At 61.7% G+C, this 25,352-nt stretch carries 24 protein-coding genes and 1 pseudogene; 21 read left to right on the forward strand and 4 right to left on the reverse strand.

Annotated elements, in window-relative coordinates; translation table 11 throughout:
- Nucleotides 1-4 precede the first annotated feature (4 nt).
- The 11 genes and pseudogenes from EFD55_RS16385 (at nt 5) to EFD55_RS16435 (ending at nt 10,494) form a co-directional block, all read left to right on the forward strand.
- Complete coding sequence (locus EFD55_RS16385) at nt 5-496, forward strand: DUF1579 family protein (RefSeq protein WP_125846109.1); 492 nt, start codon at nt 5-7, stop codon at nt 494-496.
- A 13-nt stretch (nt 497-509) separates the two neighbouring features.
- Nucleotides 510-1,412: a succinate--CoA ligase subunit alpha gene (gene sucD / locus EFD55_RS16390; RefSeq protein WP_008528022.1), complete on the forward strand. Its 903-nt coding sequence runs from the start codon at nt 510-512 to the stop codon at nt 1,410-1,412.
- A gap of 168 nt (nt 1,413-1,580) precedes the next feature.
- Complete coding sequence (locus EFD55_RS16395; protein WP_125846110.1) at nt 1,581-4,565, forward strand: 2-oxoglutarate dehydrogenase E1 component; 2,985 nt, start codon at nt 1,581-1,583, stop codon at nt 4,563-4,565.
- A gap of 18 nt (nt 4,566-4,583) precedes the next feature.
- On the forward strand, nt 4,584-4,892 hold the full coding sequence (locus EFD55_RS16400; RefSeq protein ID WP_125846111.1) for a YciI family protein: 309 nt from the start codon (nt 4,584-4,586) through the stop codon (nt 4,890-4,892).
- 39 nt (nt 4,893-4,931) lie between these two features.
- Entirely contained in the window at nt 4,932-6,179 is a 1,248-nt protein-coding gene (odhB, locus tag EFD55_RS16405; protein WP_125846112.1) for a 2-oxoglutarate dehydrogenase complex dihydrolipoyllysine-residue succinyltransferase, read from the forward strand.
- Between the two features lie 11 nt (nt 6,180-6,190).
- On the forward strand, nt 6,191-6,940 hold the full coding sequence (locus EFD55_RS16410; RefSeq protein WP_125846113.1) for a DUF4241 domain-containing protein: 750 nt from the start codon (nt 6,191-6,193) through the stop codon (nt 6,938-6,940).
- Nucleotides 6,937-7,467, forward strand: a complete 531-nt coding sequence (locus EFD55_RS16415; protein WP_125846114.1) for a hypothetical protein — start codon at nt 6,937-6,939, stop codon at nt 7,465-7,467. The genes EFD55_RS16410 and EFD55_RS16415 overlap by 4 nt, the downstream gene beginning before the upstream one ends.
- The gene (locus EFD55_RS16420) at nt 7,464-8,216 is read left to right on the forward strand and encodes an SDR family oxidoreductase (protein ID WP_125846115.1); all 753 of its coding nucleotides are present in this window, start codon (nt 7,464-7,466) and stop codon (nt 8,214-8,216) included. The genes EFD55_RS16415 and EFD55_RS16420 overlap by 4 nt, the downstream gene beginning before the upstream one ends.
- Nucleotides 8,217-8,285: 69 nt before the next feature.
- Nucleotides 8,286-8,459, forward strand: a pseudogene (locus EFD55_RS16425) (LysE family translocator); the annotation flags it as partial.
- A 25-nt stretch (nt 8,460-8,484) separates the two neighbouring features.
- A complete protein-coding gene (gene lpdA, locus EFD55_RS16430; protein WP_125846116.1) occupies nt 8,485-9,891 on the forward strand; it encodes a dihydrolipoyl dehydrogenase in 1,407 nt (468 codons plus the stop codon).
- A gap of 102 nt (nt 9,892-9,993) precedes the next feature.
- Nucleotides 9,994-10,494 (forward strand): cytochrome b, encoded by a 501-nt coding sequence (locus EFD55_RS16435; protein WP_125846117.1) that lies wholly within the window; start codon nt 9,994-9,996, stop codon nt 10,492-10,494.
- A 12-nt stretch (nt 10,495-10,506) separates the two neighbouring features.
- On the opposite strand, the gene EFD55_RS16440 is transcribed toward EFD55_RS16435, so the two are convergent.
- Both EFD55_RS16440 and EFD55_RS16445 read right to left on the reverse strand, forming a co-directional pair.
- Nucleotides 10,507-11,583, reverse strand: coding sequence for a TraB/GumN family protein (locus EFD55_RS16440; protein WP_125846118.1), 1,077 nt, complete (start codon nt 11,581-11,583; stop codon nt 10,507-10,509).
- A gap of 82 nt (nt 11,584-11,665) precedes the next feature.
- On the reverse strand, nt 11,666-12,601 hold the full coding sequence (locus EFD55_RS16445) for a tyrosine recombinase XerC (protein ID WP_125846119.1): 936 nt from the start codon (nt 12,599-12,601) through the stop codon (nt 11,666-11,668).
- Between the two features lie 138 nt (nt 12,602-12,739).
- Here EFD55_RS16445 and EFD55_RS16450 point away from each other — a divergent pair, with 138 nt between their 5' ends.
- Nucleotides 12,740-13,693: a GNAT family N-acetyltransferase gene (locus tag EFD55_RS16450; RefSeq protein WP_125846120.1), complete on the forward strand. Its 954-nt coding sequence runs from the start codon at nt 12,740-12,742 to the stop codon at nt 13,691-13,693.
- A 16-nt stretch (nt 13,694-13,709) separates the two neighbouring features.
- Nucleotides 13,710-14,144: a GNAT family N-acetyltransferase gene (locus EFD55_RS16455; RefSeq protein WP_125846121.1), complete on the forward strand. Its 435-nt coding sequence runs from the start codon at nt 13,710-13,712 to the stop codon at nt 14,142-14,144.
- A gap of 31 nt (nt 14,145-14,175) precedes the next feature.
- Here EFD55_RS16455 and EFD55_RS16460 read toward each other — a convergent pair whose 3' ends face one another.
- Together EFD55_RS16460 and EFD55_RS16465 are read right to left on the reverse strand one after the other, a co-directional pair.
- The gene (locus tag EFD55_RS16460) at nt 14,176-15,801 is read right to left on the reverse strand and encodes a GMC family oxidoreductase (protein ID WP_125846122.1); all 1,626 of its coding nucleotides are present in this window, start codon (nt 15,799-15,801) and stop codon (nt 14,176-14,178) included.
- Nucleotides 15,798-16,730: a dihydrodipicolinate synthase family protein gene (locus tag EFD55_RS16465; protein ID WP_125846123.1), complete on the reverse strand. Its 933-nt coding sequence runs from the start codon at nt 16,728-16,730 to the stop codon at nt 15,798-15,800. The genes EFD55_RS16460 and EFD55_RS16465 overlap by 4 nt, the downstream gene beginning before the upstream one ends.
- A 188-nt stretch (nt 16,731-16,918) precedes the next feature.
- On the opposite strand from EFD55_RS16465, the gene EFD55_RS16470 reads away from it, so the two are divergent.
- The 8 genes from EFD55_RS16470 to EFD55_RS16505 all read left to right on the forward strand — a co-directional run bounded on the left by EFD55_RS16470 (nt 16,919) and on the right by EFD55_RS16505 (nt 25,126).
- Entirely contained in the window at nt 16,919-19,135 is a 2,217-nt protein-coding gene (locus EFD55_RS16470; RefSeq protein ID WP_125846124.1) for a primosomal protein N', read from the forward strand.
- Between the two features lie 241 nt (nt 19,136-19,376).
- Nucleotides 19,377-19,766 carry an AGROH133_08824 family phage infection protein gene (locus EFD55_RS16475; RefSeq protein ID WP_125846125.1) on the forward strand — a complete coding sequence of 130 codons (390 nt, stop codon included), beginning with the start codon at nt 19,377-19,379 and terminating at the stop codon, nt 19,764-19,766.
- Nucleotides 19,767-20,021: 255 nt separating this feature from the next.
- A complete protein-coding gene (locus tag EFD55_RS16480; RefSeq protein ID WP_183604880.1) occupies nt 20,022-20,588 on the forward strand; it encodes a F0F1 ATP synthase subunit delta in 567 nt (188 codons plus the stop codon).
- On the forward strand, nt 20,588-22,117 hold the full coding sequence (atpA, locus tag EFD55_RS16485; protein WP_125846126.1) for a F0F1 ATP synthase subunit alpha: 1,530 nt from the start codon (nt 20,588-20,590) through the stop codon (nt 22,115-22,117). Before EFD55_RS16480 ends, atpA begins: the two co-directional genes overlap by 1 nt.
- A 28-nt stretch (nt 22,118-22,145) precedes the next feature.
- A complete protein-coding gene (locus EFD55_RS16490) occupies nt 22,146-23,030 on the forward strand; it encodes a F0F1 ATP synthase subunit gamma (RefSeq protein WP_125846127.1) in 885 nt (294 codons plus the stop codon).
- Between the two features lie 22 nt (nt 23,031-23,052).
- Nucleotides 23,053-24,480, forward strand: a complete 1,428-nt coding sequence (atpD, locus tag EFD55_RS16495) for a F0F1 ATP synthase subunit beta (protein WP_125846128.1) — start codon at nt 23,053-23,055, stop codon at nt 24,478-24,480.
- Nucleotides 24,480-24,719 carry a hypothetical protein gene (locus EFD55_RS16500; RefSeq protein WP_125846129.1) on the forward strand — a complete coding sequence of 80 codons (240 nt, stop codon included), beginning with the start codon at nt 24,480-24,482 and terminating at the stop codon, nt 24,717-24,719. The genes atpD and EFD55_RS16500 overlap by 1 nt, the downstream gene beginning before the upstream one ends.
- Nucleotides 24,719-25,126, forward strand: coding sequence for a F0F1 ATP synthase subunit epsilon (locus EFD55_RS16505; protein ID WP_125846130.1), 408 nt, complete (start codon nt 24,719-24,721; stop codon nt 25,124-25,126). Before EFD55_RS16500 ends, EFD55_RS16505 begins: the two co-directional genes overlap by 1 nt.
- Nucleotides 25,127-25,352 lie beyond the last annotated feature (226 nt).

Genomic DNA, 25,352 nt, shown 5'->3' on the forward strand with positions numbered 1-25,352 from the left:
GGTCATGGCTTTCCAGTCCACGCCATCGGCTGCTCATTTCCGTCTCAACGCCTTTGCCGGCGTCTGGGAAGGAGAAGAGTATATTGCGGCATCGGCGTGGACAAGGGAAGGCAAGGCCAGCGCCCAGCTTTCGGGCGAGACGCTGTTCGGCGGATTTTTCCTCGAGCAGCGTTACCGCCAGATGCGCGACGGAGAAGTTTCGTTCGAAGCCCGCAATGTTTTCGGCTTCGACAGTTCGGACCAGGCCTACAAGCTCTACCAGTTCGATACTGCGGGTTTTGCGCCGCCCTCGCCGGCTTCCGGCCACTGGAACGGCAATGAACTCGTGCTGATGAAGACTTCACCGCGCGGCAGACAGCGCACCGCATTCGCATTCGAAAATGAAGACTGCTACCGGATGGGCGTCAGCTTTTCGCCTGCAGGCAGCGATACTTGGCAGGAGGTCGTCAGCGGCACCTATCGTCGCGCGTCCCTCACGTCTTCCCACCTCTCCTAAACAAAGGCCTCGCATGTCCATTCTCGTCAACAAAGACACCAAGGTTCTCGTTCAGGGCCTGACCGGCAAGACCGGCACTTTCCACACCGAACAGGCGCTCGCTTACTACGGCACCCAGATGGTTGGCGGTATCCACCCGAAGAAGGGCGGCGAAACCTGGACTGGCGCGAAGGGCGAAAGCCTGCCGATCTTCGCAACCGTTGCCGAAGGCAAGGAAAAGACCGGCGCCGACGCGACCGTCATCTATGTCCCGCCGGCCGGTGCCGCCGATGCGATCATCGAGGCGATCGACGCCGAGATCCCGTTCATCACCTGCATCACCGAAGGCATCCCTGTCATGGACATGGTGCGCGTCAAGGCTCGCCTCGACCGCTCCAAGTCGCGCCTGCTCGGCCCCAACTGCCCTGGTATCCTGACGCCGGAAGAATGCAAGATCGGCATCATGCCGGGCTCGATCTTCCGCAAGGGTTCGGTCGGCATCGTTTCCCGCTCCGGCACGCTGACCTACGAAGCCGTCTTCCAGACTTCCAACGAAGGTCTCGGCCAGACGACGGCTGTCGGCATCGGCGGCGACCCGGTCAAGGGCACCGAGTTCATCGACGTGCTGGAAATGTTCCTGGCCGACGAAGCCACGACCTCGATCATCATGATCGGCGAAATCGGCGGCTCGGCTGAAGAAGATGCGGCCCAGTTCCTGAAGGATGAAGCCAAGAAGGGCCGCAAGAAGCCGATGGCAGGCTTCATCGCCGGCCGCACGGCGCCGAAGGGCCGCACCATGGGCCATGCCGGCGCAGTGGTATCAGGCGGCAAGGGCGATGCGGAATCGAAGATCGCGGCGATGGAATCGGCAGGCATCAAGGTGTCGCCGTCTCCGGCCCGCCTCGGCAAGACGCTGGTTGAAGTCCTCAAGGGCTGAAGCCACCTATAGACCGGGCGGAGGAACGGCATCTGCGCCTTCCGCCCGGCTCGAATACCAGACCAGCAGATGCGCCGCGGACAGGCGGCGATCGGAATGCGGCAGCCGGCGATGAAGCCGGCAAATTCATCAAAGTCAGGAGGCGGACGGAAGCGTCCGCATATCACCATGGCACGGCAAGAAGCCAACGAGCAGTTTCAGATCACTTCGTTTCTGGATGGCGCCAACGCCGCCTATATCGAGCAGCTCTATGCGCGCTACGAAGAGGATCCGGCGTCGGTCGACGACCAGTGGCGCACCTTCTTCAAGGCGCTGGAAGAGGACCCTGCCGATGTGAAGAAGGCAGCTAAGGGAGCTTCCTGGCGCAAAAAGAACTGGCCGCTGCAGGCAAGCGGCGATCTGGTGTCGGCTCTGGACGGCGACTGGGGTATCGTTGAGAAGGTCATCGAGACCAAGGTGAAGGCCAAGGCCGCAGCCGAGGGCAAGCCTGCTGACGGCATCGACGTTCTGCAGGCGACGCGCGATTCCGTGCGCGCCATCATGATGATCCGCGCCTATCGCATGCGCGGTCACCTGCACGCGAAGCTCGATCCGCTCGGCATCGCCGCTGCTGTCGAAGACTATCGCGAGCTGTCGCCGGAAAATTACGGCTTCACGGCCGCCGATTACGATCGCAAGATCTTCATCGACAATGTGCTCGGCTTGGAATACGCGACCATTCGCGAGATGATCGAGATCCTTGAGCGCACCTATTGCTCGACGCTCGGCGTCGAATTCATGCACATCTCCAATCCGGAGGAAAAGGCATGGATTCAGGAACGCATTGAAGGTCCGGACAAGGGCGTCGCCTTCTCGGCTGAAGGCAAGAAGGCGATCCTCGCCAAGCTCGTTGAGGCTGAAGGCTACGAACAGTTCCTCGACGTCAAGTTCAAGGGCACCAAGCGCTTCGGCCTCGACGGCGGTGAATCGCTGATCCCGGCGCTTGAGCAGATCCTGAAGCGCGGCGGTCATCTCGGTCTCAAGGAGGCCGTATTCGGCATGGCCCATCGCGGCCGTCTGAACGTGCTCTCCCAGGTCATGGGCAAGCCGCACCGCGCCATCTTCCACGAGTTCAAGGGCGGCTCCTACGCGCCTGACGAAGTCGAAGGTTCCGGCGACGTGAAGTACCATCTCGGTGCATCCTCCGACCGTGAATTCGACGGCAACAAGGTGCACGTCTCGCTGACGGCGAACCCGTCGCATCTCGAAATCGTCGACCCCGTCGTCATGGGCAAGGTTCGCGCCAAGCAGGATATGAGTGCCACCGTCTGGGACGGCGACATCATTCCGCTTTCGGAGCGCGCCAAGGTTCTGCCGCTCCTGATCCACGGTGATGCGGCCTTTGCCGGCCAGGGCGTCATTGCCGAGATCCTGGGTCTTTCCGGTCTGCGCGGCCACCGCGTTGCCGGCACGATGCATGTCATCATCAACAACCAGATCGGCTTCACCACGAACCCGGCATTCTCGCGCTCGTCGCCCTATCCGTCCGACGTCGCCAAGATGATCGAAGCGCCGATCCTGCACGTCAACGGCGACGATCCGGAAGCGGTCGTTTATGCAGCCAAGATCGCGACCGAATTCCGCATGAAGTTCCACAAGCCTGTGGTGCTCGACATGTTCTGCTACCGCCGCTACGGCCACAACGAAGGCGATGAGCCGTCCTTCACGCAGCCGAAGATGTACAAGGTCATCCGCGCCCACAAGACGGTGCTGCAGCTCTATGGGGAACGTCTTGTCCGCGAAGGTCTCCTCACCGATGGCGAAGTCGAGAAGATGAAGGCCGATTGGCGCGCGCATCTCGAGCAGGAGTTCGAGGCCGGCCAGCACTACAAGCCGAATAAGGCCGACTGGCTTGACGGCGAGTGGTCGGGCCTGCGCACGGCAGACAATGCCGACGAACAGCGCCGCGGCAAGACCGCCGTGCCGATGAAGACATTGAAGGAGATCGGTCGCAAGCTCTCCGAGATCCCGGCTGGCTTCAATGCGCATCGCACGATCCAGCGCTTCATGGAAAACCGCGCCAACATGATCGCCACCGGCGAAGGCCTCGACTGGGCGATGGCCGAAGCGCTGGCTTTTGGTTCGCTCTGCATCGAGGGCCACAAGATCCGCCTGTCCGGCCAGGATTGCGAACGCGGCACCTTCTCGCAGCGCCACTCGGTTCTCTACGACCAGGAGACCGAGGAACGCTACATTCCGCTCGCCAACCTGTCTCCGACGCAGGCCCGTTACGAAGTCATCAACTCGATGCTTTCGGAAGAGGCCGTGCTTGGTTTCGAATATGGCTATTCGCTCGCCCGCCCGAATGCGCTGACGCTCTGGGAAGCGCAGTTCGGCGATTTCGCCAACGGCGCGCAGGTGGTCTTCGACCAGTTCATCTCGTCGGGCGAACGCAAGTGGCTGCGCATGTCGGGCCTCGTCTGCCTGCTGCCGCACGGCTACGAGGGTCAGGGTCCGGAGCACTCCTCGGCTCGTCTGGAACGTTTCCTGCAGCTCTGCGCGGAAGATAACATGCAGGTCGCCAACGTCACGACGCCGGCGAACTACTTCCATATCCTGCGCCGGCAGCTGAAGCGTGACTTCCGTAAGCCGTTGATTCTGATGACCCCGAAGTCGTTGCTGCGCCACAAGCGGGCAGTCTCCACGCTTGCCGAACTGGCGGGCGAATCCTCCTTCCATCGCCTGCTCTGGGACGATGCTGAGGTGATCAAGGACGGCCCGATCAAGCTGCAGAAGGACAACAAGATCCGCCGCGTCGTCATGTGCTCCGGCAAGGTCTATTACGATCTTCTCGAAGAGCGTGAAAAGCGCGGCATCGACGACATCTATCTCCTGCGCCTCGAGCAGCTCTATCCGTTCCCGGCAAAGGCGCTCATCAACGAGCTGTCACGCTTCCGCAACGCCGAAATGGTCTGGTGCCAGGAAGAGCCGAAGAACATGGGCGCCTGGTCGTTCATCGACTCGTTCCTCGAGTGGGTGCTTGCGCATATCGATGCGAAATACCAGCGTGTCCGCTACACCGGTCGGCCGGCCGCCGCCTCGCCGGCGACGGGTCTGATGTCCAAGCATCTGTCGCAGCTTTCGGCATTCCTCGAGGATGCATTGGGCAGCTAAAACCACGGGGAGGGCGCAATGGCTTATTTCTTTTTGAGACTGCTGTCGCCGCGCCCAACCTTCCCGCATGACGGGACCGGAGAGGAAATGGCGGCAATGAAACGCCATGCCGAATACTGGCAGCGGAACGCCTTTGCGGGATCGGCGATAGCAGTCGGCCCCGTCTTCGAGGGTGAAGGCGCCTGGGGCATGGCGGTCGTCGAAGTCGAAGATCAGGCAGCAGCGCAGGCTCTTGCCGACAGCGATCCGATCATCACTTCCGGTCTCGGTTTCCGTTTCGATATTCTGCCGATGCCTTCGATCATCTCGCGGCCGCCCGCCGTCTGAAACGCATAAACGAACACACACGAAATCAGGATCTGAACAATGGCCACAGAAATCCGCGTTCCAACTCTCGGTGAATCCGTCAGCGAGGCAACCGTCGGCACCTGGTTCAAGAAGGTCGGCGACGCCATCAAGGCTGACGAGCCGATTCTCGAGCTTGAAACCGACAAGGTGACCATCGAAGTTCCCGCACCCGCCTCCGGCACGCTTTCGGAAATCGTCGCCGCTGCCGGCGAAACCGTCGGCCTCGGCGCGCTGCTCGGGCAGATCGCCGTAGGCGCTGCCGCTGCTGCCGCGCCGGCTGCCACTGCACCGGCCGCAGCCCCCGCTGCTCCAGCGCCGGCCGCCCCGGTCGCTGTTGCCGCATCGTCGTCGAGCGCTTCCGTCTCCGCCATGCCAGCCGCCCCGGCGGCTGCCAAGATGCTGGCCGAAAACAATCTGTCCGCCGATCAGATCGACGGCAGCGGCAAGCGCGGCCAGGTGCTGAAGGGCGATGTCATCGCCGCCGTCGCCAAGGGTATTTCCGCTCCGGCGGCAACACCGACAGCGACGCCGGTTGCCGCGCGCGGCCCCTCGACGGTCCAAGACGCCTCGCGCGAAGAGCGCGTGAAGATGACGCGCCTGCGCCAGACGATCGCCAAGCGCCTCAAGGACGCGCAGAACACCGCCGCTATGCTGACCACCTACAACGAGGTGGACATGAAGGCGGTCATGGACCTGCGCAACAAGTACAAGGACGTTTTCGAGAAGAAGCACGGCGTCAAGCTCGGCTTCATGGGCTTCTTCACCAAGGCGGTGACGCATGCGCTGAAGGAGCTTCCGGCTGTTAATGCCGAGATCGACGGCACCGACATCATCTACAAGAACTACTGCCATATCGGCGTTGCCGTCGGCACCGACAAGGGCCTCGTGGTTCCGATCGTGCGCGATGCCGACCAGATGTCGATCGCCGAGATCGAAAAGGAAATCGGCCGCCTCGGCAAGGCAGCCCGCGACGGCCAGCTTTCGATGGCCGACATGCAGGGCGGCACCTTCACCATCTCGAACGGCGGCGTCTACGGCTCGCTGATGTCCTCGCCGATCCTCAACGCGCCGCAGTCCGGCATTCTCGGCATGCACAAGATCCAGGAGCGTCCGGTGGCGATCGGCGGCCAGGTGGTCATCCGTCCGATGATGTATCTGGCGCTTTCCTACGATCACCGCATCGTCGACGGTAAGGAAGCGGTGACCTTCCTCGTGCGCGTCAAGGAGAGCCTCGAAGATCCCGAACGTCTGGTTCTCGATCTCTAAGGGAGCTTTCCATGCGGAACCGGATCATGCGAGCGGCGCGCCTTCTTCTTTGCGCTGCCAGCGTGCATGCTCCGGTTTCCGCATCGGCAGCCGGCTGGGATATCGGCAAGGCGAGCAGCAATTTCGAGCTGGCGGCTCTGAGCGACTTGGAACTGTCCGGACGGTCGATCGAGGTGATTCATATGGGCAATGTCGAGTTGACCTCGGGGCGCATCGTCGCTGCCGATCTGCTCGCCCAGCCGGATCGTCCCGCATTCGCCAGAACGGTTGTGCCGGGACAATATCCGGTGACGCTCTACCGGGTCCGCGGACGCATCGCGGCCGCCAGCATGCGGTTTGCCGAAGGCAAGCCGGATCATTGGGAGCTTGCGGTCCTGCCCGGGCAGGACACGGCAACGCTGAAGGATGGCGAGATCTTCGGCTATCCCGTCGATGCCGGCCTCGGCTGCTACATGGATGCAGATACGCTCGATCTGATGGGGGAGCGGGAGGCGCAGGTTCAGGCGCAAAAACCTGATGCCGACGTCAACTATTATGACGACGTGCTGGCCTCGGACCTCAATGCCAACAAGGGCGCCTATGCGCTGCACCGGCCGGTCGCTGATAAAAAGGGCAATGTCGCCGTATTCCGGAGCGGCTGGGGCGACGGTTTCTATCCCGTCTTCTGGGCGCTCGACAAGGACGGCCACCCGCTGGTGTTGCTGACCGATTTCAGCGTGATCGAGAATGCCGACGGGCGGCGAGAGCCGAAAGTACAATGAGCGGAAGGATCGGTATCACGACGGGAGGTAAGAGTGTGGCCGCGCTGGCAGCCGCAGCGTTTCTCGCCGTTCCCGCTACCGCGTTCACTGCAGCATGCAAGCAGGAACGGGCCGTCTACGTCGATCGTGACGGCGCCTATGAGCTGCGCTTTGCGCCGCTGAATTCTGCCTCGGCTGCCGCCAGCAATCAGTTCAAGATCAGTGCGCTCAAGACATCCGTCATCATGGAAGGCTATGTCATGCCATCGGAAGATCCGGTGCGCGCCATCGGCATCCTGATGTTCAATTGCCCCGAGGGCGACGCGACCGGTGCCGATCTCGACGCCTGCACGGTCTGGCAGGGCGCCGTCTACGGTGTGGATGCCAAGGGCGAGATGGACAATCTGCAGCCGGAAGGCGCCGAGGCCGCCGAAAAGCTCGTGCTTCCCGGCCTCGGTCCCGCCATCCGCGAATCGAGCGCCTGGGGCGAGGGCAAGGCTTCCGTGGCGCCCTGGGATGTGCTGACCTTCAAGGAGTGCGCGACATGAGTGATGCACCTGTTGTTCTCGTGACCGGCGGAAGCCGGGGCATCGGCGCGGCCGTCTCGCGGCTTGCCGCACGCCAAGGCTGGCGTGTTGCCGTGAACTACGCCGCGAACCGTCAGGCGGCGGAGGTGGTCGTTGCGGCGATCACCGAGGCCGGCGGCGAGGCGATTACGATCGAGGGGGACGTCGGCAAGGCTGCCGACATCGTCTCGATCTTTGCCGCCGTCGATCGTCATTTCGGCCGGCTGGACGGGCTCGTCAACAATGCCGGCGTCGTCGACTATCCGCAGCGGGTCGACGAGATGTCGGTGGAGCGGGTCGAACGAATGCTGCGCATCAATGTAACCGGCTCCATCCTTTGTGCGGGAGAAGCCGTGCGCCGCATGTCGAGCCGTCATGGCGGCGGGGGTGGCGCGATCGTCAATGTCTCGTCGATGGCGGCGGTTCTCGGCTCGGCGACGCAGTACGTCGATTATGCCGCCTCGAAGGCGGCCATCGATACGTTCACGATCGGGCTTGCGCGTGAAGTCGCGGCAGAGGGTGTCCGCGTGAATGCGGTCAGGCCGGGCATTATCGAAACCGATCTGCATGCTTCGGGCGGGCTGCCGGACCGGGTGCGCGAAATGGCGTCATCAATCCCGATGCAGCGCGCGGGGACGGCCGAAGAGGTGGCGGAAGCGATTCTCTATCTCCTTTCTCCTTCGGCTTCCTATGTAACGGGCGCGATCCTCAATGTGAGCGGCGGCCGCTAGAGCGACAGGGCGAAGAACAGCATGCCATATATCTTCGAATTTCTCGGCCTGATGGCCGTCTTCTCGATCGGCATCGGCGTGGCGACGGCGCTGGTCGCCTTGGTTGCCGGCGCCTCTGATTTCTTCACGGTCAAGGCGATCCGTGACCGCTTCATCGCCAGCGGCAAATGGTTCAACCGCATCACCGGAGCGGCGCTCGTCGGCTTCGGCTTCCGCCTCGCGCTGTCGCGCGCGGCCGACTAAACGAAAAATCCAAAGGGAAAAAGCAATGTCCTACGATGTGATCATTATCGGAACCGGCCCGGGCGGCTATGTCTGCGCGGTCAAGGCGGCTCAGCTCGGCCTCAAGGTTGCCGTCGTCGAAAAGCGCGCGACCTATGGCGGCACCTGCCTGAACGTCGGCTGCATTCCGTCGAAGGCGCTGCTACATGCTTCCGAAATGTTCCATCAGGCCGGCCACGGATTGAGCGCGCTCGGCATCGAAGTGCCGGCGCCGACGCTCAACCTCGTCAACATGATGGCGCACAAGGATGCGACGGTGAAGTCGAATGTCGACGGCGTCGCCTTCCTCTTCAAGAAGAACAAGATCGATGCCTTCCAGGGCACCGGCAAGGTCGTCTCGGCCGGTAAGGTTTCCGTGACGGCGGAAGACGGCACGGTGCAGCAGATCGAAGGCAAGAACATCGTCATCGCCACCGGCTCCGACGTCGCAGGCATTCCGGGCGTCCAGGTCGAGATCGATGAAAAGACCATCATTTCGTCCACCGGCGGCATTGCGCTGGAGAAGGTGCCGGAGACGCTGATCGTCGTCGGCGGCGGCGTTATCGGCCTCGAACTCGGCTCGGTCTGGTCTCGCCTCGGTGCCAAGGTCACGGTCGTCGAATATCTCGACACCATCCTCGGCGGCATGGACGGCGAAGTCTCCAAGCAATTCCAGCGCATGCTCGCCAAGCAGGGCATCGATTTCAATCTCAGCGCCAAGGTCACCGGCGTCGAGAAGGGCGGCAAGGGCGCCAAGGTCACTTTCGAGCCGGTCAAGGGCGGCGACAAGGTGACGCTCGATGCCGAAGTCGTGCTGATCGCCACCGGCCGCAAGCCTTATACGGCAGGCCTCGGCCTCGAAGAGGCAGGTGTGGCGCTCGACAATCGTGGCCGCGTCGAGATCGACGGCCACTTCAAGACGAATGTCGACGGCATCTATGCCATCGGCGACGTGGTGAAGGGTCCGATGCTAGCGCATAAGGCGGAAGACGAGGGTGTGGCGCTTGCCGAAATCCTTGCCGGCCAGCATGGCCATGTCAATTACGAGGTCATTCCGAGCGTCGTCTACACCCAGCCGGAAATCGCCTCCGTCGGCAAGACCGAGGAAGAGCTGAAGGCGGCAGGCATCGCCTACAAGGTCGGCAAGTTCCCGTTCACGGCGAACGGCCGCGCCCGCGCGATGCTGGCGACCGACGGTTTCGTCAAGATCCTCGCCGACAAGGAAACCGACCGCGTGCTCGGCGGCCATATCGTCGGCTTCGGTGCGGGCGAAATGATCCACGAGATCGCCGTGCTGATGGAATTCGGCGGGTCGTCGGAAGATCTCGGCCGGACCTGCCACGCGCATCCGACGATGTCCGAAGCGGTCAAGGAGGCTGCGCTCGCGACCTTCTTTAAGCCGATCCATATGTAAGCTTACATCTTCGTAAGGAAGCATGCAGCCGCTTGCCGAAAGGTGAGCGGCTGTTTTAGTTGTCTGGGATCGCAGAGTTCGAGCATCCCACGGAGATCAGGAATGCAGCAACCGTCCATCATGACTTACAGTGTCAGCCAGCGTTTCCTTCACTGGGCGGTGGCGCTGCTGATCTTCTTCAATCTGTTGTTTCCCGACGGAATGAATATCTGGCACCGGCTCATTCGCAGGGGTGAGGTGCCGACGCCCGAGCAGATTTCGTCGGCGAATATCCATGCCTATGTCGGCATCGCTATCCTGGTGCTCGCCATCCTGAGGCTCTGTCTGCGTTTTATCCAGGGTGTGCCGTCCGAGGTCTCGGAGGAGCCGGCGATCTTCCGTCTTGCGGCGAAGCTTGCCCATGGCGGGCTTTATATCCTGATCTTCGCAATGCCGCTTTCGGGTATCGCCGCCTACTATTTCGGCATTCATTCCGCCGGTTCGCTCCACGCGGATATCCTGAAGATCATTCTCTGGGCGCTGATCGCGGCCCATGTCGCCGGCGCGCTCGGCCATCAGTTCTATTGGAAAAGCAACGCGCTGCGCCGCATGACGCTTGGCTGATCGCCTGTCGGCTCAGTTGAGCGCGGTGACGGTAAAGCCCTGCTTGCGCAGCAGTTCGATGACACCCTGCTCACCGGGCAGGTGTAGGGCGCCCACGGCCATGAAAACGTTGCCGCTGTCGAGGATGGGGGCGGCGCGCTCGGCCATCACCTTATTGCGGTCTAGGATGACGCGCTGTTCGAAGGCGGCGTAGTCGCTGCTTTCGTCTTTTTCCTGCGGCGTCACGGTCTTCAGCATCGGCATGGTCATACCGATGTCGCCGGAGAGATAGAGATCCGTCATCGTTTCGACGACGTCGTTCATCTTGTCGCCGAGCTCCAGCGTCTCGATCAGCGACTTCACATGGAATTCGACCGGCAGGTCGGCCATGGCCTGGATCTGCTCGGCAAGGGTTTCCAGCCCCTTGACCTGCTTTCCCTGGGCAACGGCGTCGGTGGCGATTTTCTGGTCGAGGAACTGCACGCCTTTCGCCTTGCGGGCGATTTCGCAGGCCGGAAGGGCAACGGCGCTTGATATCATCCAGGGCCGCATGCGAGAGACGGCGCTAAGCGGGATGCCGCGCTGCTTGAGGCCGGTTTCGAGGCGCTTGTAATCCTCCGGCGAGAGCAGCTTGTCGATCGTCGTGCCGTCGGTGAACATCGTCAGCTCCGGCTTTGCGAGCAGGGCTGCGGTCGCTTTGCGTTCATCGAGGATTTCGTCGGATTCGATGATGATCGTATCGGCGGCGTCGTGGGCGGCCTGGGCGCGCGGCGGCAGGGCCAGCACACGCGGATCGGTGACATGCATGCTGCCGAGCAGCCAAGAGGGCTCAATTCCAGGTTTCTCGATCTTCCAGAAGATGCCCTTGCCGTTCGGCGTCGCGTCGGCTTCCTTCAGCGCTTCGGCGTAGCGGGTGGGGTCGTTCTGCTGAAGCTCGACCATCAGGTTGCGGCCGGTACAGGTCTCATCGGCGGCCGTCGCCGGCCGCGCAGCTAGAAGCACGGCAAGCAGGGCCGCGAGAAGCAGCATGTGAAAGGCTGCCATCAGCCAGAGCAGCAGATTGCCCGGCGCTGCAAGGTGAAACGTCCGGCGGCCGATTGATGTCGTCATGATGGTATTCCCTACATGCCTTTGCATCATGCTCTACGCCCGGCTTGCGCATATTCCTTTAAGAGAATGCGTTAACAGAAAGTTACGCGCGCGGATGGGCGCGATCATACACCTCAAGCAGCCGCGACGCATCGACGCCGGTATAGACCTGCGTCGTGGAAAGGCTGGCATGGCCGAGCAGTTCCTGAATGGTGCGCAAATCGCCGCCGCCCGCAAGCAGGTGCGTGGCGAAGGAGTGGCGCAACGCATGGGGCGTTGCTGTTTCCGGCAGGCCGAAAGCGCTGCGCATCTTCTGCATGGCCCGCTGGATGATTGCCGGCTGCAGCTTGCCGCCGCGGGCGCCGCGAAACAGCGGTTCGCCACTTTCGAGATGATAGGGGCAGAGCGCGCGATATTTCTCGACGGCGTCGAAAACCACCGATAGCAACGGCACCAGCCGGGTCTTGTTGCCCTTGCCGGTGATGCGCAGCGTCGTTGCGCCCTTGTGGAGATCTGTGGGTACGAGATCCAATGCCTCGGAGATACGCAGGCCGCAGCCGTAGAGCAGCGTCATGACGGCCGCATCGCGCGCGGCGATCCAGGGTTCGTCGTGAAGCTGGGCTTCGCCGCTGACGACGGTGATCGCCTGTGTGTCGGAAAGCGGCTTGGGCAGCGATTTCGGCTGCTTGGGCGAGCGTATCGCGCCGGCGCCAGCGGCATTGACCAGCCCTTTCTTTTCGAGGTGGCGCAGCAGCGAACGAAGACCGGCCAGATTGCGGCCGAGCGAACGGGCACCGGAGCCCTGCTTGCGCCGGGCTGCGAGGAAGGCGCGGAAATCGGCCGGGCGCAATTCCCTTATATCGCCGAGTGTCACCGGGCCGGCGAGATGACCGGTCAGGAAGGTCAGGAACTGGCGGGTGTCGCGCTCGTAAGCGTCGAGCGTGTGCTCTGAAAGACGACGCTCGCGGGCGAGGTTTTCGAGCCATGCGGCCCGTTCCGCCATCAGGCTCGGGTCGGCGATGATCAATAGTTCATTCACGTCACTGGCCTTGAATTTGCCTTCAAGTCCGCCAATTTGAAGCAGGAACGGTTATGGAATTGCTAATGCCGGCCAGGCCTTGTCATCCTTAGATCATATTGTACTGCGATAGCTTATTCCCCATAGACAGGATCTTTCATGGCACGGCGCGGCTCCATGACGGCTTTCGGACAACTCGCGGAAGCGATCGCTCTCGTCTCACAGGGAAAGCCCGGTCATATCGTCGATACGCTGATTGCCGAACGTGGCCAGAGGATTGTGAAAAATCCGCTCTGGCCCGTCATGCGGCCGTTCCTCTACACGCTTCTGCGCTACAACAAGGCGATCGAATTCGCCAACGCCGTCGCCAAGATGCCGGGCTTCCAGTCGTTCGAATATCTGAGCGACGTGCTGAAACTCGACATCAGCATCAACAACGGCGAACGCATTCCCGCTTCCGGCGGCTTCATCCTCGTCAGCAACCATCCGACCGGTATTGCCGATGGCGTCGCGGTGTTCGATCTCCTGAAGGCGCGCCGGCCCGATATGATGTTTTTCGCCAATCGCGACGCGATTCGCGTCAATCCGCGCTTTGCCGAGATGATCATTCCCGTTGAGTGGCGGGAGGAGTACAAGAGCAAGCTCAAGGCGCGCGAGACGCTTCAACTGACAAATCATGCGGTGAGGGAAGGTAAGGCGACGGTGCTCTTCCCCTCGGGCCGCATCGCCTACTGGGCCAACGGCCGGCTGAACGAACGCCCATGGAAGACCTCGGCCGTCGGGCTGGCGCGCAAATACAATCTGCCGATCCTGCCCGTCCACATGACGGCGCGCAATTCCGGCCTGTTCTACTGGCTGGCGAAATGGTCGACGGAACTTCGCGACATGACGGTTTTTCACGAGCTGCTGAACAAACGCGGGGACCGCTTCGATTTCGTGATCGGCAATCTCATTCCCGCCGAACAGCTGGACGGTGACCTCAACGAGGTGACCAAGGCTCTGGAGAAACATACGGTGCACGACATGGCTGGGGATGGAGATGCCGTATTCCGGCCGGTGAACAAAGCGGCTACGCCGGCGCTGCACCGGAAGGTCCCTGTTCCCGCCGTCTAGACAGGTCGGCATCGCCATGACGATCGATATCCGCGAAATCCGCGATCGACTGCCGCAGGAGATCGTAGCTCTCGAGAGCGAGGCCCGGCGGGAAGGCTATCAGCATATCACGCGCCTCATCCAGGAATGGTCGGCCGGCGAGACCAGATTCGAACATGACGGCGAAAGGCTGTTTGGCGCTTATGTCGGCGAGACGCTCGCCGGTATAGGAGGCATGACCGTAGAACACGATGTGGCGGGAGCGTTGCGGATGCGGCGTTTCTACGTTCATCCCGCAATGCGTCGGTACCGCGTCGGCCGGACGATCGCGCTCGCTCTGCTCGACCATGCACGATCCTTCTGCAGCATCGTCACCGTTCATGCGGGAAACGACGACGCGGCAAAATTCTGGGAATCGCTCGGGTTTCAGCCCCGCGGGCGGGACGGCCATTCTCATGTTTTCGAGCTTTAGAAGGTAGGGCCTCGACGTGTAGCCTACGGCATTATTGATGATCCTCGGCGATCATGCTTGCCGCTTTGGAGCCTATCGCCATGGCCGGGGCGTTGGTGTTGCCCGACGGGATGAAGGGGATGATGGAGCAATCGATCACCCGCAATCTGTCAACGCCGCGTACACGCAGCCTGCCGTCGACGACCGACATCGGATCGTTGTCCGGTCCCATCCTCAGGCTGCCGGACGGATGGTAGTTCGTCTTGACCGTCTGTCCGGCGAATTTCGCCAGTGATTGCTCGTCCTGCAGCGATCGTCCCGGAAGGATCTCGTCAGCGATCTTGCCTTTGAAGGGTTCGGTTTCCAGAAGCCGGCGTGCCGTCTTCAGCGAGGCGAGCGTCAGGCGGAGATCGTCGGGATCGCCGAAGAAATTGCAATCGACCAAGGGCTGATCATCAGGGTTCGCCGAGCGCAGCTTGACGCTGCCGCGCGCGTTCGGCCTCAGCAGGCAGGAGGTGAAGGTGACGCCATAGGTCGGCTTTGCCGAGGAGACGTCGCGGTCGAGATAGACGATCGGCGCACAATAGAGCTGGATCGTCGGGCGGTCGCCACCGTCGGGATCGTAGAACAGGCAAGACTCGATGCCCGTCGTGGTGACCGGGCCGGAATTGAACAGCAGATATTGCAGGCCGTTGCGGATCATCGGCCAGCCGCGGTCCTGGCCGAAATACCCGGATTTCGATTTCGTCGAGGCGATGACCGGCACCTCGTGATGATCCTGCAGATTGGCGCCCACACCTGGAAGATCAGCGACAACGGCAATGCCATGCTCGCGAAGATGGTCGGCTGGGCCGATGCCGGAGAGCATCATCAGCTTGGCGCTGTTGTAGGTGCCGGCGGCCACGAGCACCTCGCGGTTGGCCAGCGCCTTGTGGCTCTCGCCGTTGCTGGTATAGACGACGCCGACGGCGCGGCCGTCTTCCACGAGAACACGATCGACCCTCGCCTGCGTGGCGATTTCCAGCCTGCTGTCGCCGGCAAGAGGATCGAGAAACGCCTTCTTGGCATCCGATCGCTCGATCCGTCGACCCCATTGCGCGAAAGTATGCTGCATGATGCCGACGCCGTTCTGCCGCGCGCCGTTGAAATCCGGATTATAGGGATGGCCGAGCCCCTGCGCCGCCAGGATGAAATCCTCCGTCGTATCGGAGATGTGGCGCGGTTCTGAAACCCTCAGATTGCCCGAAATTCCGTGATACCGGTCGTTGAAGCGGCTATTGGCCTCGATGCCCTTGAAGTGCGACAGCATGTCCTCATAGGACCACTCGCTACCGTTGCCGAGATGGGCGGCCCAGCCGTCGTAATCCTCTTTCTGGCCGCGCATATAGACCATGGCATTGACGGCGCTGCCGCCGCCAAGGGCTTTTGCCACGGGCACGATCGGTCCCCGTCCACCGAGCTGGGGTTGTGGCACCGTATGATGCATTTCGAGGAAATCGTCGCGGGCAAGATATTTCATATAGCCGGCGGGAAAGGACATCAGCCTCGTCGTATCGCGCGGCCCGCGCTCGACGATGAGCACCGAAAAACCGAAGTCGCGCACCAGACGCATGGCGGCAACGCACGCGGCGGACCCGCCGCCGGCGATGATGAAATCATAGCTTTTGCCGGCCGTCATGCACCGATCTCCTTGAGGCGGATGGCCTGGCGCGCCAGCAGCCGCTCGACATCGACGATGTCGGGCGCCGAAAGCCGGGCGCCCGGCTTGCGCAGGGTGGCGGACTTGATGACGCCGCGTTTGGCAAGGACGTATTTGCGGCAGGCAAGCCCGATGCCCTGCTGCTGTTCGTATCGAGCGAGCGGGAGATAGGCGTCGAAGATCTCATGGGCGCGATCGGGATTTCCGGCGGTATAGGCCTCGACGACGCCGACCATCATCTCCGGATAGCAGAAGCCGGTCATGGCGCCATCGGCGCCGCGCCCCAGCTCTTCCGGCAGGAAAAGCCCGCCATTGCCGCAAAGGATCGAGATGCGCCGCATGGCGCCGCTGTCGCTGGCGACGCGAAGCGCTGATATCTTTGCAAGACCCGGCCAATCCTCATGCTTGAGCATGACGCAATTGGGCACTTCCCTGACGATACGCTCGATGACCTTGGGCGCAATCGTCACATTGGTGGTGAGCGGATAATCCTGCAGCACGAAGGGCGTGTCATCCAGGGCTTCGCCGACCGACTGGTAGAAGGCGAAGGCCTGGTCGTCGGTCTTGACGGTCCAGGGCGGCGCGACCATGACGCCGGCCGCGCCAGCCCCCATGACGGCTTCGGCCAGTTCGCGCATCGGTGCAAGTCCCGGCGCCGACACGCCGACAATGACGGGAAGACGGCCGTCGAGGCGCTTCAGCACGCGCTCGACCACGATCCGCGATTCCTCCGCCGTCAGCTTCGGGGCTTCGCCGAGCTGGCCAAGTACCGTCAGGCGGGTGACGCCGGCGCTTTCGTAGAAATCAACCATGCTGTCGATGCTGGTGAGATCGAGCGCGCCGTCATCGGCAAAGGGTGTCACGGCAATCACATAGACGCCCTTGGCATCTTCGGTCAGTCTGGCCATTCGTTCCTCTCCCATTCCGTCGCCAAATAAAATCGTCCGGCAATCTATGCGGCTGATCGCTTACGCAGCAACCTCTTCGTAAAGGTGCGGGCAATCTTGGCAAGCCTTCGCAGTTCACATTCTCGCCAGATGCGCCGCTTCGTCTTTGCGGTTCCAATTGCTATGATTTGCGGGCATGGTCTCGCCCGATGAGCACAGATTCGTCCGATCTCTTTGGCGCGCTTTTCGAGGCACCGCCCGCGAACCGAACGGTTCCGGTGCTGGTGCCGATGCCGGCGCCGAAACCCTATTCCTATTCGGTGCCGGAGGGCATGGCGGTCGAGCCCGGCTCGGTCGTGCAGGTGCCGCTTGGGCCGCGGCAGGTGATTGGCGTCGTCTGGGACGGCGGCGAGGATGGCGTCGATCCGAAGAAGCTCCGGCCGATCAGCCATGTCTTCGACTGCCCGCCGCTCTCCCGGGAAATGCGGGATTTCATCGACTGGGTGGCGACCTATACGCTCTCCCCGCCCGGCCTAGTCGCCCGTATGGCGCTCCGGGCGCCGAATGCCTTCGAACCGGAGCCGATGGTGGAGGGGCTGAAGCTCGTCGGCAGCGAGCCGGAGCGGATGACGCCGGCGCGTGCCCGAGTGCTCAATACGGCCTCCGACGGTTTTTCGTGGACGCGCAGCGGCCTGGCGCATGCGGCGGGTGTTTCGACAAGCGTCGTCGACGGGCTGATCACGCTCGGCATTTTCGAGACGGTGTTCCTGCCGCCGGCGCCTGTTGTGGCTCTGCCGGATCCGGATTTTGCTGCCGCGCGCCTGGAAGGGCCGCAGAAAGAGGCGGCCGAGGAGATCGTCTCCGAAATCCGCAAGGGTGAATTCTCGGTTTCGCTGATCGACGGGGTAACGGGATCGGGCAAGACCGAGGTCTATTTCGAAGCGATCGCGGAAACGCTGAAACGCGGCAAGCAGGTGCTGATCCTGTTGCCGGAGATTGCGCTGACCGCAAGTTTTCTGGAGCGCTTCCAGGATCGCTTCGGGGCGAAGCCGGCCGAATGGCATTCCGATCTCGCCTCACGCATGCGGGAGAAAGTATGGCGCCAGGCGGTGACCGGCGAGGTCAGGGTCGTGGCCGGCGCGCGCTCGGCACTTTTCCTGCCCTTCGAAGATCTCGGCCTCATCATTGTCGACGAGGAGCACGATCCCGCCTACAAGCAGGAGGACCGCGTCTTCTACAATGCCCGCGATATGGCCGTGGTGCGTGGCCGCATCGGCGATTTTCCCGTCATCCTGGTGTCGGCGACACCCTCGGTCGAAAGCCAGGTCAACGGACAGAGCGGGCGCTACAGCACCGTCCATCTGCCGACGCGTTTCGGCGATGCGGCGCTGCCGGACCTGCATCTCGTCGATATGCGTAGGCACGCGCCGGAGCGGGGCAGCTTCCTGTCGCCGGTCCTGATTCGGGCGATCGGCAAGACGGTGGAAAGGCGCGAACAGGCGCTGCTCTTTCTCAACCGCCGCGGTTATGCGCCGCTGACGCTCTGCCGGGTCTGCGGCCACCGCTTTCAATGCCCGCAATGTTCGAGTTGGCTGGTGGAGCATCGGTTCCGCAAACAGCTGCAATGCCACCAGTGCGGCCATGCCGAGCGCACCCCCGAGGCGTGCCCGGAATGCGGCACGCTCGACCATCTCGTCGCCTGCGGGCCGGGGGTCGAGCGCATTGCCGAAGAGGTGGAGCGACACTTCCCGGAGGCGCGGACGATCGTTCTCTCCTCGGATATCATGGGCGGGGTAAAGCGGCTGCGGCTGGAGCTGGAAGCGATCGCCAAGGGCGAGGCCGATATCGTCATCGGCACCCAGCTCGTCGCCAAGGGGCACAATTTTCCGCTGATGACGCTGGTCGGCATCGTCGATGCCGATCTTGGCCTTGCCAATGGCGACCCGCGGGCTGCCGAACGCACTTTCCAGCTTCTGTCGCAGGTGACGGGCCGGGCCGGCCGCACCGGCCTCAAGAGCCATGGGTTGCTGCAGACCTACCAGCCGCAGCATCCCGTCATGCAGGCGATCGTTTCCGGGGATTCCGGCGCCTTCTACGAGCGCGAGATCACCGAGCGCGAACGTGCAGCGCTGCCGCCGTTCGGCAGACTTGCCTCGATCATCGTCTCGGCCGAAACCCGCCACGACGCTGAAAACCATGCGCGCGGCATGCGCAACGCTGCACCCCAGGTGTCCGGCATTTCGGTGCTCGGGCCGGCGGAGGCGCCGCTTGCGCTGGTGCGCGGCCGCCACCGCTTCCGCCTTCTGGTGCATGGGCGGCGGAATTCGGACATGCAGGGGTTCTTGCGCGCGATGCTGTCGCAATCGCCCAGGGAGCGCGGATCGGTGCAGGTGCAGCTCGATATCGATCCGCAGAGTTTTCTGTAGATCAAATTGGAGCCTCCTCTCGCTACCAGGCAGGCTTGCGAAAGGGATAAGAGCTCGTTCGTCGCAATTCGTATATTTATCCCCATCGCATGCATAATTTATCAAAAGGGATAATGCCAATATTTACATGATGTTGCCCTGCCAGAGTGAGCTAGTCGCTTTTCTGGTGCCGCTGCCATTTCCTCCTTTTCCGGCCCATGTCATAAAACACCGTTTCATCCGGGTGATTTGGGGTTGATGCATGGAGTTCTATTTTCCGACCGAGCTTGGCGAGCAGCTTGCATTCTGCTCCGCAGCCTTCACGGCGCTGGCGGGCTTTGTCATGATGTTCGCGCCGGGCCAAGCCCTGCGTCTTCTTGGTCTTGAGGCGCGGGAGGGGCGGCCGGAGGGCTTTGGCGAAGCGCGCTCGATGGGCGGCTTCTATCTCGGCTTCGGGCTGTCGGCGGTCATGCTCGCCCAGGACTGGATCTATATGGCGCTCGGCGCCTCCTTTGTGATGGCCGCCTTCGCCCGCGTGATCTCGATCCTGTCCGATAAGGGGAGCAATCTCGTCAACTATTTACTTTTGGTTGTACAGATTGCCCTGGCCGCGTTGCCGCTGCTTTATGTCTTCGGCTTCGTCCCGGCGTGAGTTTTGCTGCCGGCGGGCGGCTTCTCATGCATGGCTGTCGGTCATTCTGCAATTTTGCGGACAGAAATTCATGTGAAAGGCTTATTCGGGCATTACGCGTGTTGCGAGTCCGAACTTCCTATGTTAGACGGACCCCGAATTTCGGAAGAAGCAAGAGGCTTCTCTTGTGATTTCTGGGGGAAATCAAAACGAATTCAAGATCATAGGTTCGGCGCCCGCCGAGAGCCGGATTTTGGGTTGAAATCAGGGAAATTTGTGCCAGTGGCAGACACGTCCCAGCTTACTTCTGGTGTTGCAGAGCGCTATGCCTCGTCGCTTTTCGAGCTGGCGCTCGAGCAGGGCGCCGTTGACAGCGTAACTGCAGATCTTGACCGTTTCCAGGCGATGCTGGATGAGAGCGCCGATCTGAAGCGCTTCGTCGCAAGCCCGGTTTTCTCCGCTGAAGACCAGTTGAAGGCGATTGTCGCCATCAGCGAGAAGGCCGGCATCAGCGGTTTCTTCGCCAATTTCCTGAAGGTCGTGGCGCGCAACCGCCGCCTGTTTGCCCTGCCAGGCATGATCAGGGCCTTCCGCATCATCGCCGCGAACCATCGCGGTGAAATCTCCGCCGAGGTCACCTCGGCGCATGCGCTTTCTGAAGCGCAGGAAACCGAATTGAAGGTGGCACTCAAGAGCGTTACCGGCAAAGACGTGACGATTGCCGTCACGGTTGATCCGTCAATTCTTGGTGGTCTGATCGTAAAGGTCGGGTCCCGTCAGATTGATACGTCTCTTCGTACCAAACTCTCTACCCTTAAGCTCGCATTGAAAGAGGTTGGCTGATGGATATCCGCGCCGCGGAAATTTCCGCAATTCTCAAAGACCAGATCAAAAATTTCGGCAAAGAGGCAGAAGTCTCGGAAGTCGGCCAGGTTCTCTCCGTCGGTGACGGTATCGCTCGCGTTTACGGTCTGGACAATGTTCAGGCCGGTGAAATGGTCGAGTTCCCCGGCGGCATCCGTGGCATGGCGCTGAACCTTGAATCCGACAACGTCGGTGTCGTTATTTTCGGCTCCGACCGCGACATCAAGGAAGGCGACACCGTCAAGCGGACCGGCGCCATCGTTGACGTTCCGGTTGGTCCGGAACTGCTCGGCCGCGTCGTCGACGCGCTCGGCAATCCGATCGACGGCAAGGGCCCGATCAACGCGACGCGCCGTTCGCGCGTCGACATCAAGGCTCCGGGCATCATTCCGCGCAAGTCGGTTCATGAGCCGATGTCGACCGGCCTCAAGGCCATCGACGCGCTGATCCCGGTCGGCCGCGGCCAGCGCGAGCTCGTCATCGGCGACCGCCAGACCGGCAAGACCGCGATCCTTCTCGATGCCTTCCTCAACCAGAAGGCCATTCACGACAACGGTCCGGAAGGCGAAAAGCTTTACTGCGTCTACGTCGCCATCGGCCAGAAGCGTTCGACCGTCGCGCAGTTCGTCAAGGTGCTCGAAGAGCGCGGCGCGCTGAAATATTCGATCATCGTCGCCGCCACTGCTTCCGATCCGGCGCCAATGCAGTACCTGGCCCCGTTTGCCGGCTGCGCCATGGGCGAATACTTCCGTGACAATGGCATGCATGCGCTGATCGGTTACGACGACCTGTCCAAGCAGGCTGTTTCCTACCGCCAGATGTCGCTGTTGCTGCGCCGCCCGCCGGGCCGCGAAGCCTATCCGGGCGACGTTTTCTATCTGCACTCGCGTCTCCTCGAGCGCGCTGCGAAGATGAACGACGACCAGGGCGCCGGTTCGCTGACCGCTCTGCCGGTTATCGAAACGCAGGGCAACGACGTGTCGGCCTTCATTCCGACCAACGTGATCTCGATCACCGACGGCCAGATCTTCCTTGAAACCGATCTGTTCTACCAGGGCATCCGCCCGGCCGTGAACGTCGGTCTGTCGGTTTCCCGCGTCGGTTCGTCGGCACAGATCAAGGCCATGAAGCAGGTTGCCGGCTCGATCAAGGGCGAACTCGCCCAGTATCGCGAAATGGCTGCCTTCGCCCAGTTCGGTTCGGACCTTGACGCTGCGACGCAGCGCCTCCTGAACCGCGGCGCACGCCTCACCGAACTCCTGAAGCAGCCGCAGTTCTCGCCGCTGAAGACGGAAGAGCAGGTCGCCGTGATCTTTGCAGGCGTCAACGGCTATCTCGACAAGCTGCCGGTCGCTTCGGTTGGCAAGTTCGAGCAGGGCCTCCTCTCGTATCTGCGTTCGGAAGGCTCCGCCATCCTCGACGCGATCCGCACGGAAAAGGCAATCAGCGACGATACCAAGGGCAAGCTCACCGCTGCTCTCGATAGCTTCGCAAAGTCTTTCTCGTAATCAGGCCCTAAGTTAGGACGGATAACGGATGCCTTCACTTAAGGATCTGAAAAACCGGATCGCCTCCGTCAAGGCGACGCAGAAGATCACCAAGGCGATGAAAATGGTCGCCGCGGCGAAGCTTCGGCGTGCGCAGGAGGCGGCCGAGGCCGCCCGGCCCTATTCGCAGCGCATGGGTGCGGTTCTGGCGAACATCGCCAAGGCCGTCACCGATGCGGACGGCGCCCCGGTTCTCATGACCGGTACGGGCAAGGATCAGGTGCATCTGCTCGTCGTCTGCTCGGCCGAACGCGGCCTGTGCGGCGGCTTCAATTCGCAGATCGCCCGTTTTGCCCGTGACCATGTCCGTAAGCTGGTCGCCGAAGGCAAGACGGTAAAGATCTTCACCGTCGGCAAGAAGGGCTACGACATCTTGCGCCGCGAATACGCGTCGTTGATCGTCGAGCGCAAGGAGCTGCGCGAAGTCAAAAAGATCGGCTTCGAAAATGCAGACCAGATCGGCAAGCGCATCATCGATATGTTCGAAGCCGACGAGTTCGACGTCTGCACGCTGTTCTACTCCGAATTCAAGTCGGTAATCAGCCAGGTCCCGACCGCACAGCAGCTGATCCCGGCAAAGGCTCCGGAAGCCGTCGCTGAGGATGCGGAACATGCCGGCGCCGTCTACGAATACGAGCCGGATCCGGCGTCGATCCTCGACGATCTGATCCCGCGCAATATCTCCGTCCAGATCTTCCGCGCTCTCCTTGAGAATGTCGCGGGTGAGATGGGCGCCAAGATGAGTGCGATGGACAATGCGACGCGCAATGCTGGTGAGATGATCAACAAGCTGACGCTGAGCTACAACCGTCAGCGTCAGGCTCAGATCACCAAGGAACTGATTGAAATCATTTCGGGCGCGGAAGCGCTCTGAGTTAGGAAAAGAGGGTAAGAAAATGGCTGAGGCAGCTACCCGCTCTGTCGGCAAAGTCACCCAGGTTATCGGCGCCGTCGTCGACGTTGCTTTCGAAGGCGAACTGCCGGCGATTTTGAACGCGCTTGAAACCGACAACAACGGCAACCGTCTGGTTCTCGAAGTCGCCCAGCATCTGGGCGAAAACGAAGTTCGCACGATCGCCATGGACTCGAGCGAAGGTCTCGTTCGCGGCCAGGTGGTTACCGATACCGGCGCTCCGATCATGGTTCCCGTCGGCAACGAAACGCTCGGCCGTATCATGAACGTCATCGGCGAGCCCGTCGACGAAGCTGGTCCGCTGGTCACCGCTCATAAGCGCGCCATTCACCAGGATGCGCCGTCTTACGTTGAGCAGTCGACGGAAGCGCAGATCCTCGTTACCGGCATCAAGGTCGTCGATCTTCTCGCTCCTTACGCACGCGGCGGCAAGATCGGCCTCTTCGGCGGCGCCGGCGTCGGCAAGACGGTTCTGATCATGGAACTGATCAACAACGTCGCCAAGGCGCATGGTGGTTATTCGGTTTTCGCAGGCGTCGGTGAACGTACCCGCGAAGGCAACGACCTTTACCACGAAATGATCGAATCGAACGTCAACAAGCACGGCGGCGGCGAAGGCTCCAAGGCTGCGCTCGTCTACGGCCAGATGAACGAACCGCCGGGCGCCCGCGCCCGCGTCGCTCTGACGGGTCTGACGGTTGCCGAACATTTCCGCGACCAGGGCCAGGACGTTCTGTTCTTCGTCGACAACATCTTCCGCTTTACGCAGGCAGGTTCCGAAGTGTCGGCTCTGCTCGGCCGTATCCCGTCGGCGGTCGGCTATCAGCCGACGCTCGCAACCGACATGGGCCAGATGCAGGAGCGCATCACCACGACGACGACAGGCTCGATCACCTCTGTCCAGGCCATTTACGTTCCGGCCGACGACTTGACCGACCCGGCGCCGGCAACCTCGTTCGCTCACCTTGACGCAACGACGGTTCTGTCGCGTTCGATCGCCGAAAAGGGCATCTATCCGGCCGTCGATCCGCTCGACTCCACCTCGCGCATGCTCGACCCGATGGTTGTCGGCGAAGAGCATTACGAAGTTGCCCGTAAGGTCCAGTCGACGCTGCAGCGCTACAAGGCTCTGCAGGACATCATCGCCATCCTTGGCATGGACGAACTGTCCGAAGAGGACAAGATCGCTGTTGCTCGCGCTCGCAAGATCGAGCGTTTCCTGTCGCAGCCGTTCTTCGTCGCCGAAGTCTTCACCGGTTCGCCGGGCAAGCTCGTTGCGCTCGAAGACACGATCAAGGGCTTCAAGGGCCTCGTCAACGGCGAATACGACCACCTGCCGGAAGCTGCCTTCTACATGGTCGGTTCTATCGATGAAGCTGTCGAGAAGGCCAAGAAGCTCGCTGCTGCTTGATGAGTGACGCTCAGGACGAGATATTCTGCTGCGACTCCCTCAAGGGAGCCGTGGCAGAGCTTCCTGAACCGGCGGTGCCGACCATCTATCGTGCCGATAACGGCGTGCTGATGATGGTCGTCGGGCTGGTTCAGACCGAGGAAGGTCTCGGATATCTTGACCAGGCGATAATCCACTGCCCGTTCTGCGGGATCAAACTGCAAGATGCAAAAGCCATAGCCGAGAAGGTAAGTCACTGATGGCTGACAATTTCAACTTTGAGCTCGTTTCGCCGGAGCGTCTGCTGCTGTCGGAAATGGTGACCGAGGTCGTCATTCCCGCCACCGAAGGCGAGATGACTGTTATGGCGCACCATGCCCCGACGATGACGACCATCAAGCCCGGCATCGTAAGCGTTCGTTCCGCTTCCGGCTCGAAGCAGGATTACGTCGTGTTCGGCGGCTTTGCCGATATTCTGCCGACCGGCTGCACGCTGCTTGCCGAATCCGCCGTACCGGTCGAAGAGCTTAACAAGGACGAACTTACTCGCCGCATCGAAGCTGCGAAGAAGGAACTCGAAGATGCCGTGCATCACGAGCACAAGTCCAGGCTTGAGCACTTCATCTTGGAGCTGACCCATCTGCGCGGCGTTGTCGCGCAGGACTGATGGGTGCTGACAGCGTTGATGAAAAGCGGCCTTAACGGCCGCTTCAGACTGCTGACAAACCCGTCGATTTTTTCGGCGGGTTTTGCTTTTTTGGCGATTGGATTCTTTGCCGGTCGTGTTGGCAGAGGGCGAAGAAGGAGGTTTCGGCTTACGCCGTGGCCGGTTTTGGTGCTTTTGTCAGGGCCATTGCGATCTTCTTGATGTTTTGGGCGGCCGCAGCCAACAG

Source organism: Rhizobium pisi, from assembly GCF_003938655.1.
Classification (GTDB): Bacteria; Pseudomonadota; Alphaproteobacteria; order Rhizobiales; family Rhizobiaceae; genus Rhizobium; species Rhizobium pisi.

What these genes read in the sequence shown, in the direction of transcription:
- lpdA (WP_125846116.1), top strand. Translation starts at nt 8,485, where the DNA reads ATGTCCTACGATGTGATCATTATCGGAACCGGCCCGGGCGGCTATGTC.
- EFD55_RS16420 (WP_125846115.1), top strand. Translation starts at nt 7,464, where the DNA reads ATGAGTGATGCACCTGTTGTTCTCGTGACCGGCGGAAGCCGGGGCATC.
- EFD55_RS16395 (WP_125846110.1), top strand. Translation starts at nt 1,581, where the DNA reads ATGGCACGGCAAGAAGCCAACGAGCAGTTTCAGATCACTTCGTTTCTG.
- EFD55_RS16435 (WP_125846117.1), top strand. Translation starts at nt 9,994, where the DNA reads ATGCAGCAACCGTCCATCATGACTTACAGTGTCAGCCAGCGTTTCCTT.
- atpD (WP_125846128.1), top strand. Translation starts at nt 23,053, where the DNA reads ATGGCTGAGGCAGCTACCCGCTCTGTCGGCAAAGTCACCCAGGTTATC.
- EFD55_RS16450 (WP_125846120.1), top strand. Translation starts at nt 12,740, where the DNA reads ATGGCACGGCGCGGCTCCATGACGGCTTTCGGACAACTCGCGGAAGCG.
- EFD55_RS16505 (WP_125846130.1), top strand. Translation starts at nt 24,719, where the DNA reads ATGGCTGACAATTTCAACTTTGAGCTCGTTTCGCCGGAGCGTCTGCTG.
- EFD55_RS16470 (WP_125846124.1), top strand. Translation starts at nt 16,919, where the DNA reads ATGAGCACAGATTCGTCCGATCTCTTTGGCGCGCTTTTCGAGGCACCG.
- sucD (WP_008528022.1), top strand. Translation starts at nt 510, where the DNA reads ATGTCCATTCTCGTCAACAAAGACACCAAGGTTCTCGTTCAGGGCCTG.
- atpA (WP_125846126.1), top strand. Translation starts at nt 20,588, where the DNA reads ATGGATATCCGCGCCGCGGAAATTTCCGCAATTCTCAAAGACCAGATC.
- EFD55_RS16455 (WP_125846121.1), top strand. Translation starts at nt 13,710, where the DNA reads ATGACGATCGATATCCGCGAAATCCGCGATCGACTGCCGCAGGAGATC.
- EFD55_RS16500 (WP_125846129.1), top strand. Translation starts at nt 24,480, where the DNA reads ATGAGTGACGCTCAGGACGAGATATTCTGCTGCGACTCCCTCAAGGGA.
- EFD55_RS16440 (WP_125846118.1), bottom strand. Translation starts at nt 11,583, where the DNA reads ATGACGACATCAATCGGCCGCCGGACGTTTCACCTTGCAGCGCCGGGC.
- EFD55_RS16400 (WP_125846111.1), top strand. Translation starts at nt 4,584, where the DNA reads ATGGCTTATTTCTTTTTGAGACTGCTGTCGCCGCGCCCAACCTTCCCG.
- EFD55_RS16475 (WP_125846125.1), top strand. Translation starts at nt 19,377, where the DNA reads ATGGAGTTCTATTTTCCGACCGAGCTTGGCGAGCAGCTTGCATTCTGC.
- EFD55_RS16460 (WP_125846122.1), bottom strand. Translation starts at nt 15,801, where the DNA reads ATGACGGCCGGCAAAAGCTATGATTTCATCATCGCCGGCGGCGGGTCC.
- EFD55_RS16410 (WP_125846113.1), top strand. Translation starts at nt 6,191, where the DNA reads ATGCGGAACCGGATCATGCGAGCGGCGCGCCTTCTTCTTTGCGCTGCC.
- odhB (WP_125846112.1), top strand. Translation starts at nt 4,932, where the DNA reads ATGGCCACAGAAATCCGCGTTCCAACTCTCGGTGAATCCGTCAGCGAG.
- EFD55_RS16415 (WP_125846114.1), top strand. Translation starts at nt 6,937, where the DNA reads ATGAGCGGAAGGATCGGTATCACGACGGGAGGTAAGAGTGTGGCCGCG.
- EFD55_RS16490 (WP_125846127.1), top strand. Translation starts at nt 22,146, where the DNA reads ATGCCTTCACTTAAGGATCTGAAAAACCGGATCGCCTCCGTCAAGGCG.
- EFD55_RS16385 (WP_125846109.1), top strand. Translation starts at nt 5, where the DNA reads ATGGCTTTCCAGTCCACGCCATCGGCTGCTCATTTCCGTCTCAACGCC.
- EFD55_RS16465 (WP_125846123.1), bottom strand. Translation starts at nt 16,730, where the DNA reads ATGGCCAGACTGACCGAAGATGCCAAGGGCGTCTATGTGATTGCCGTG.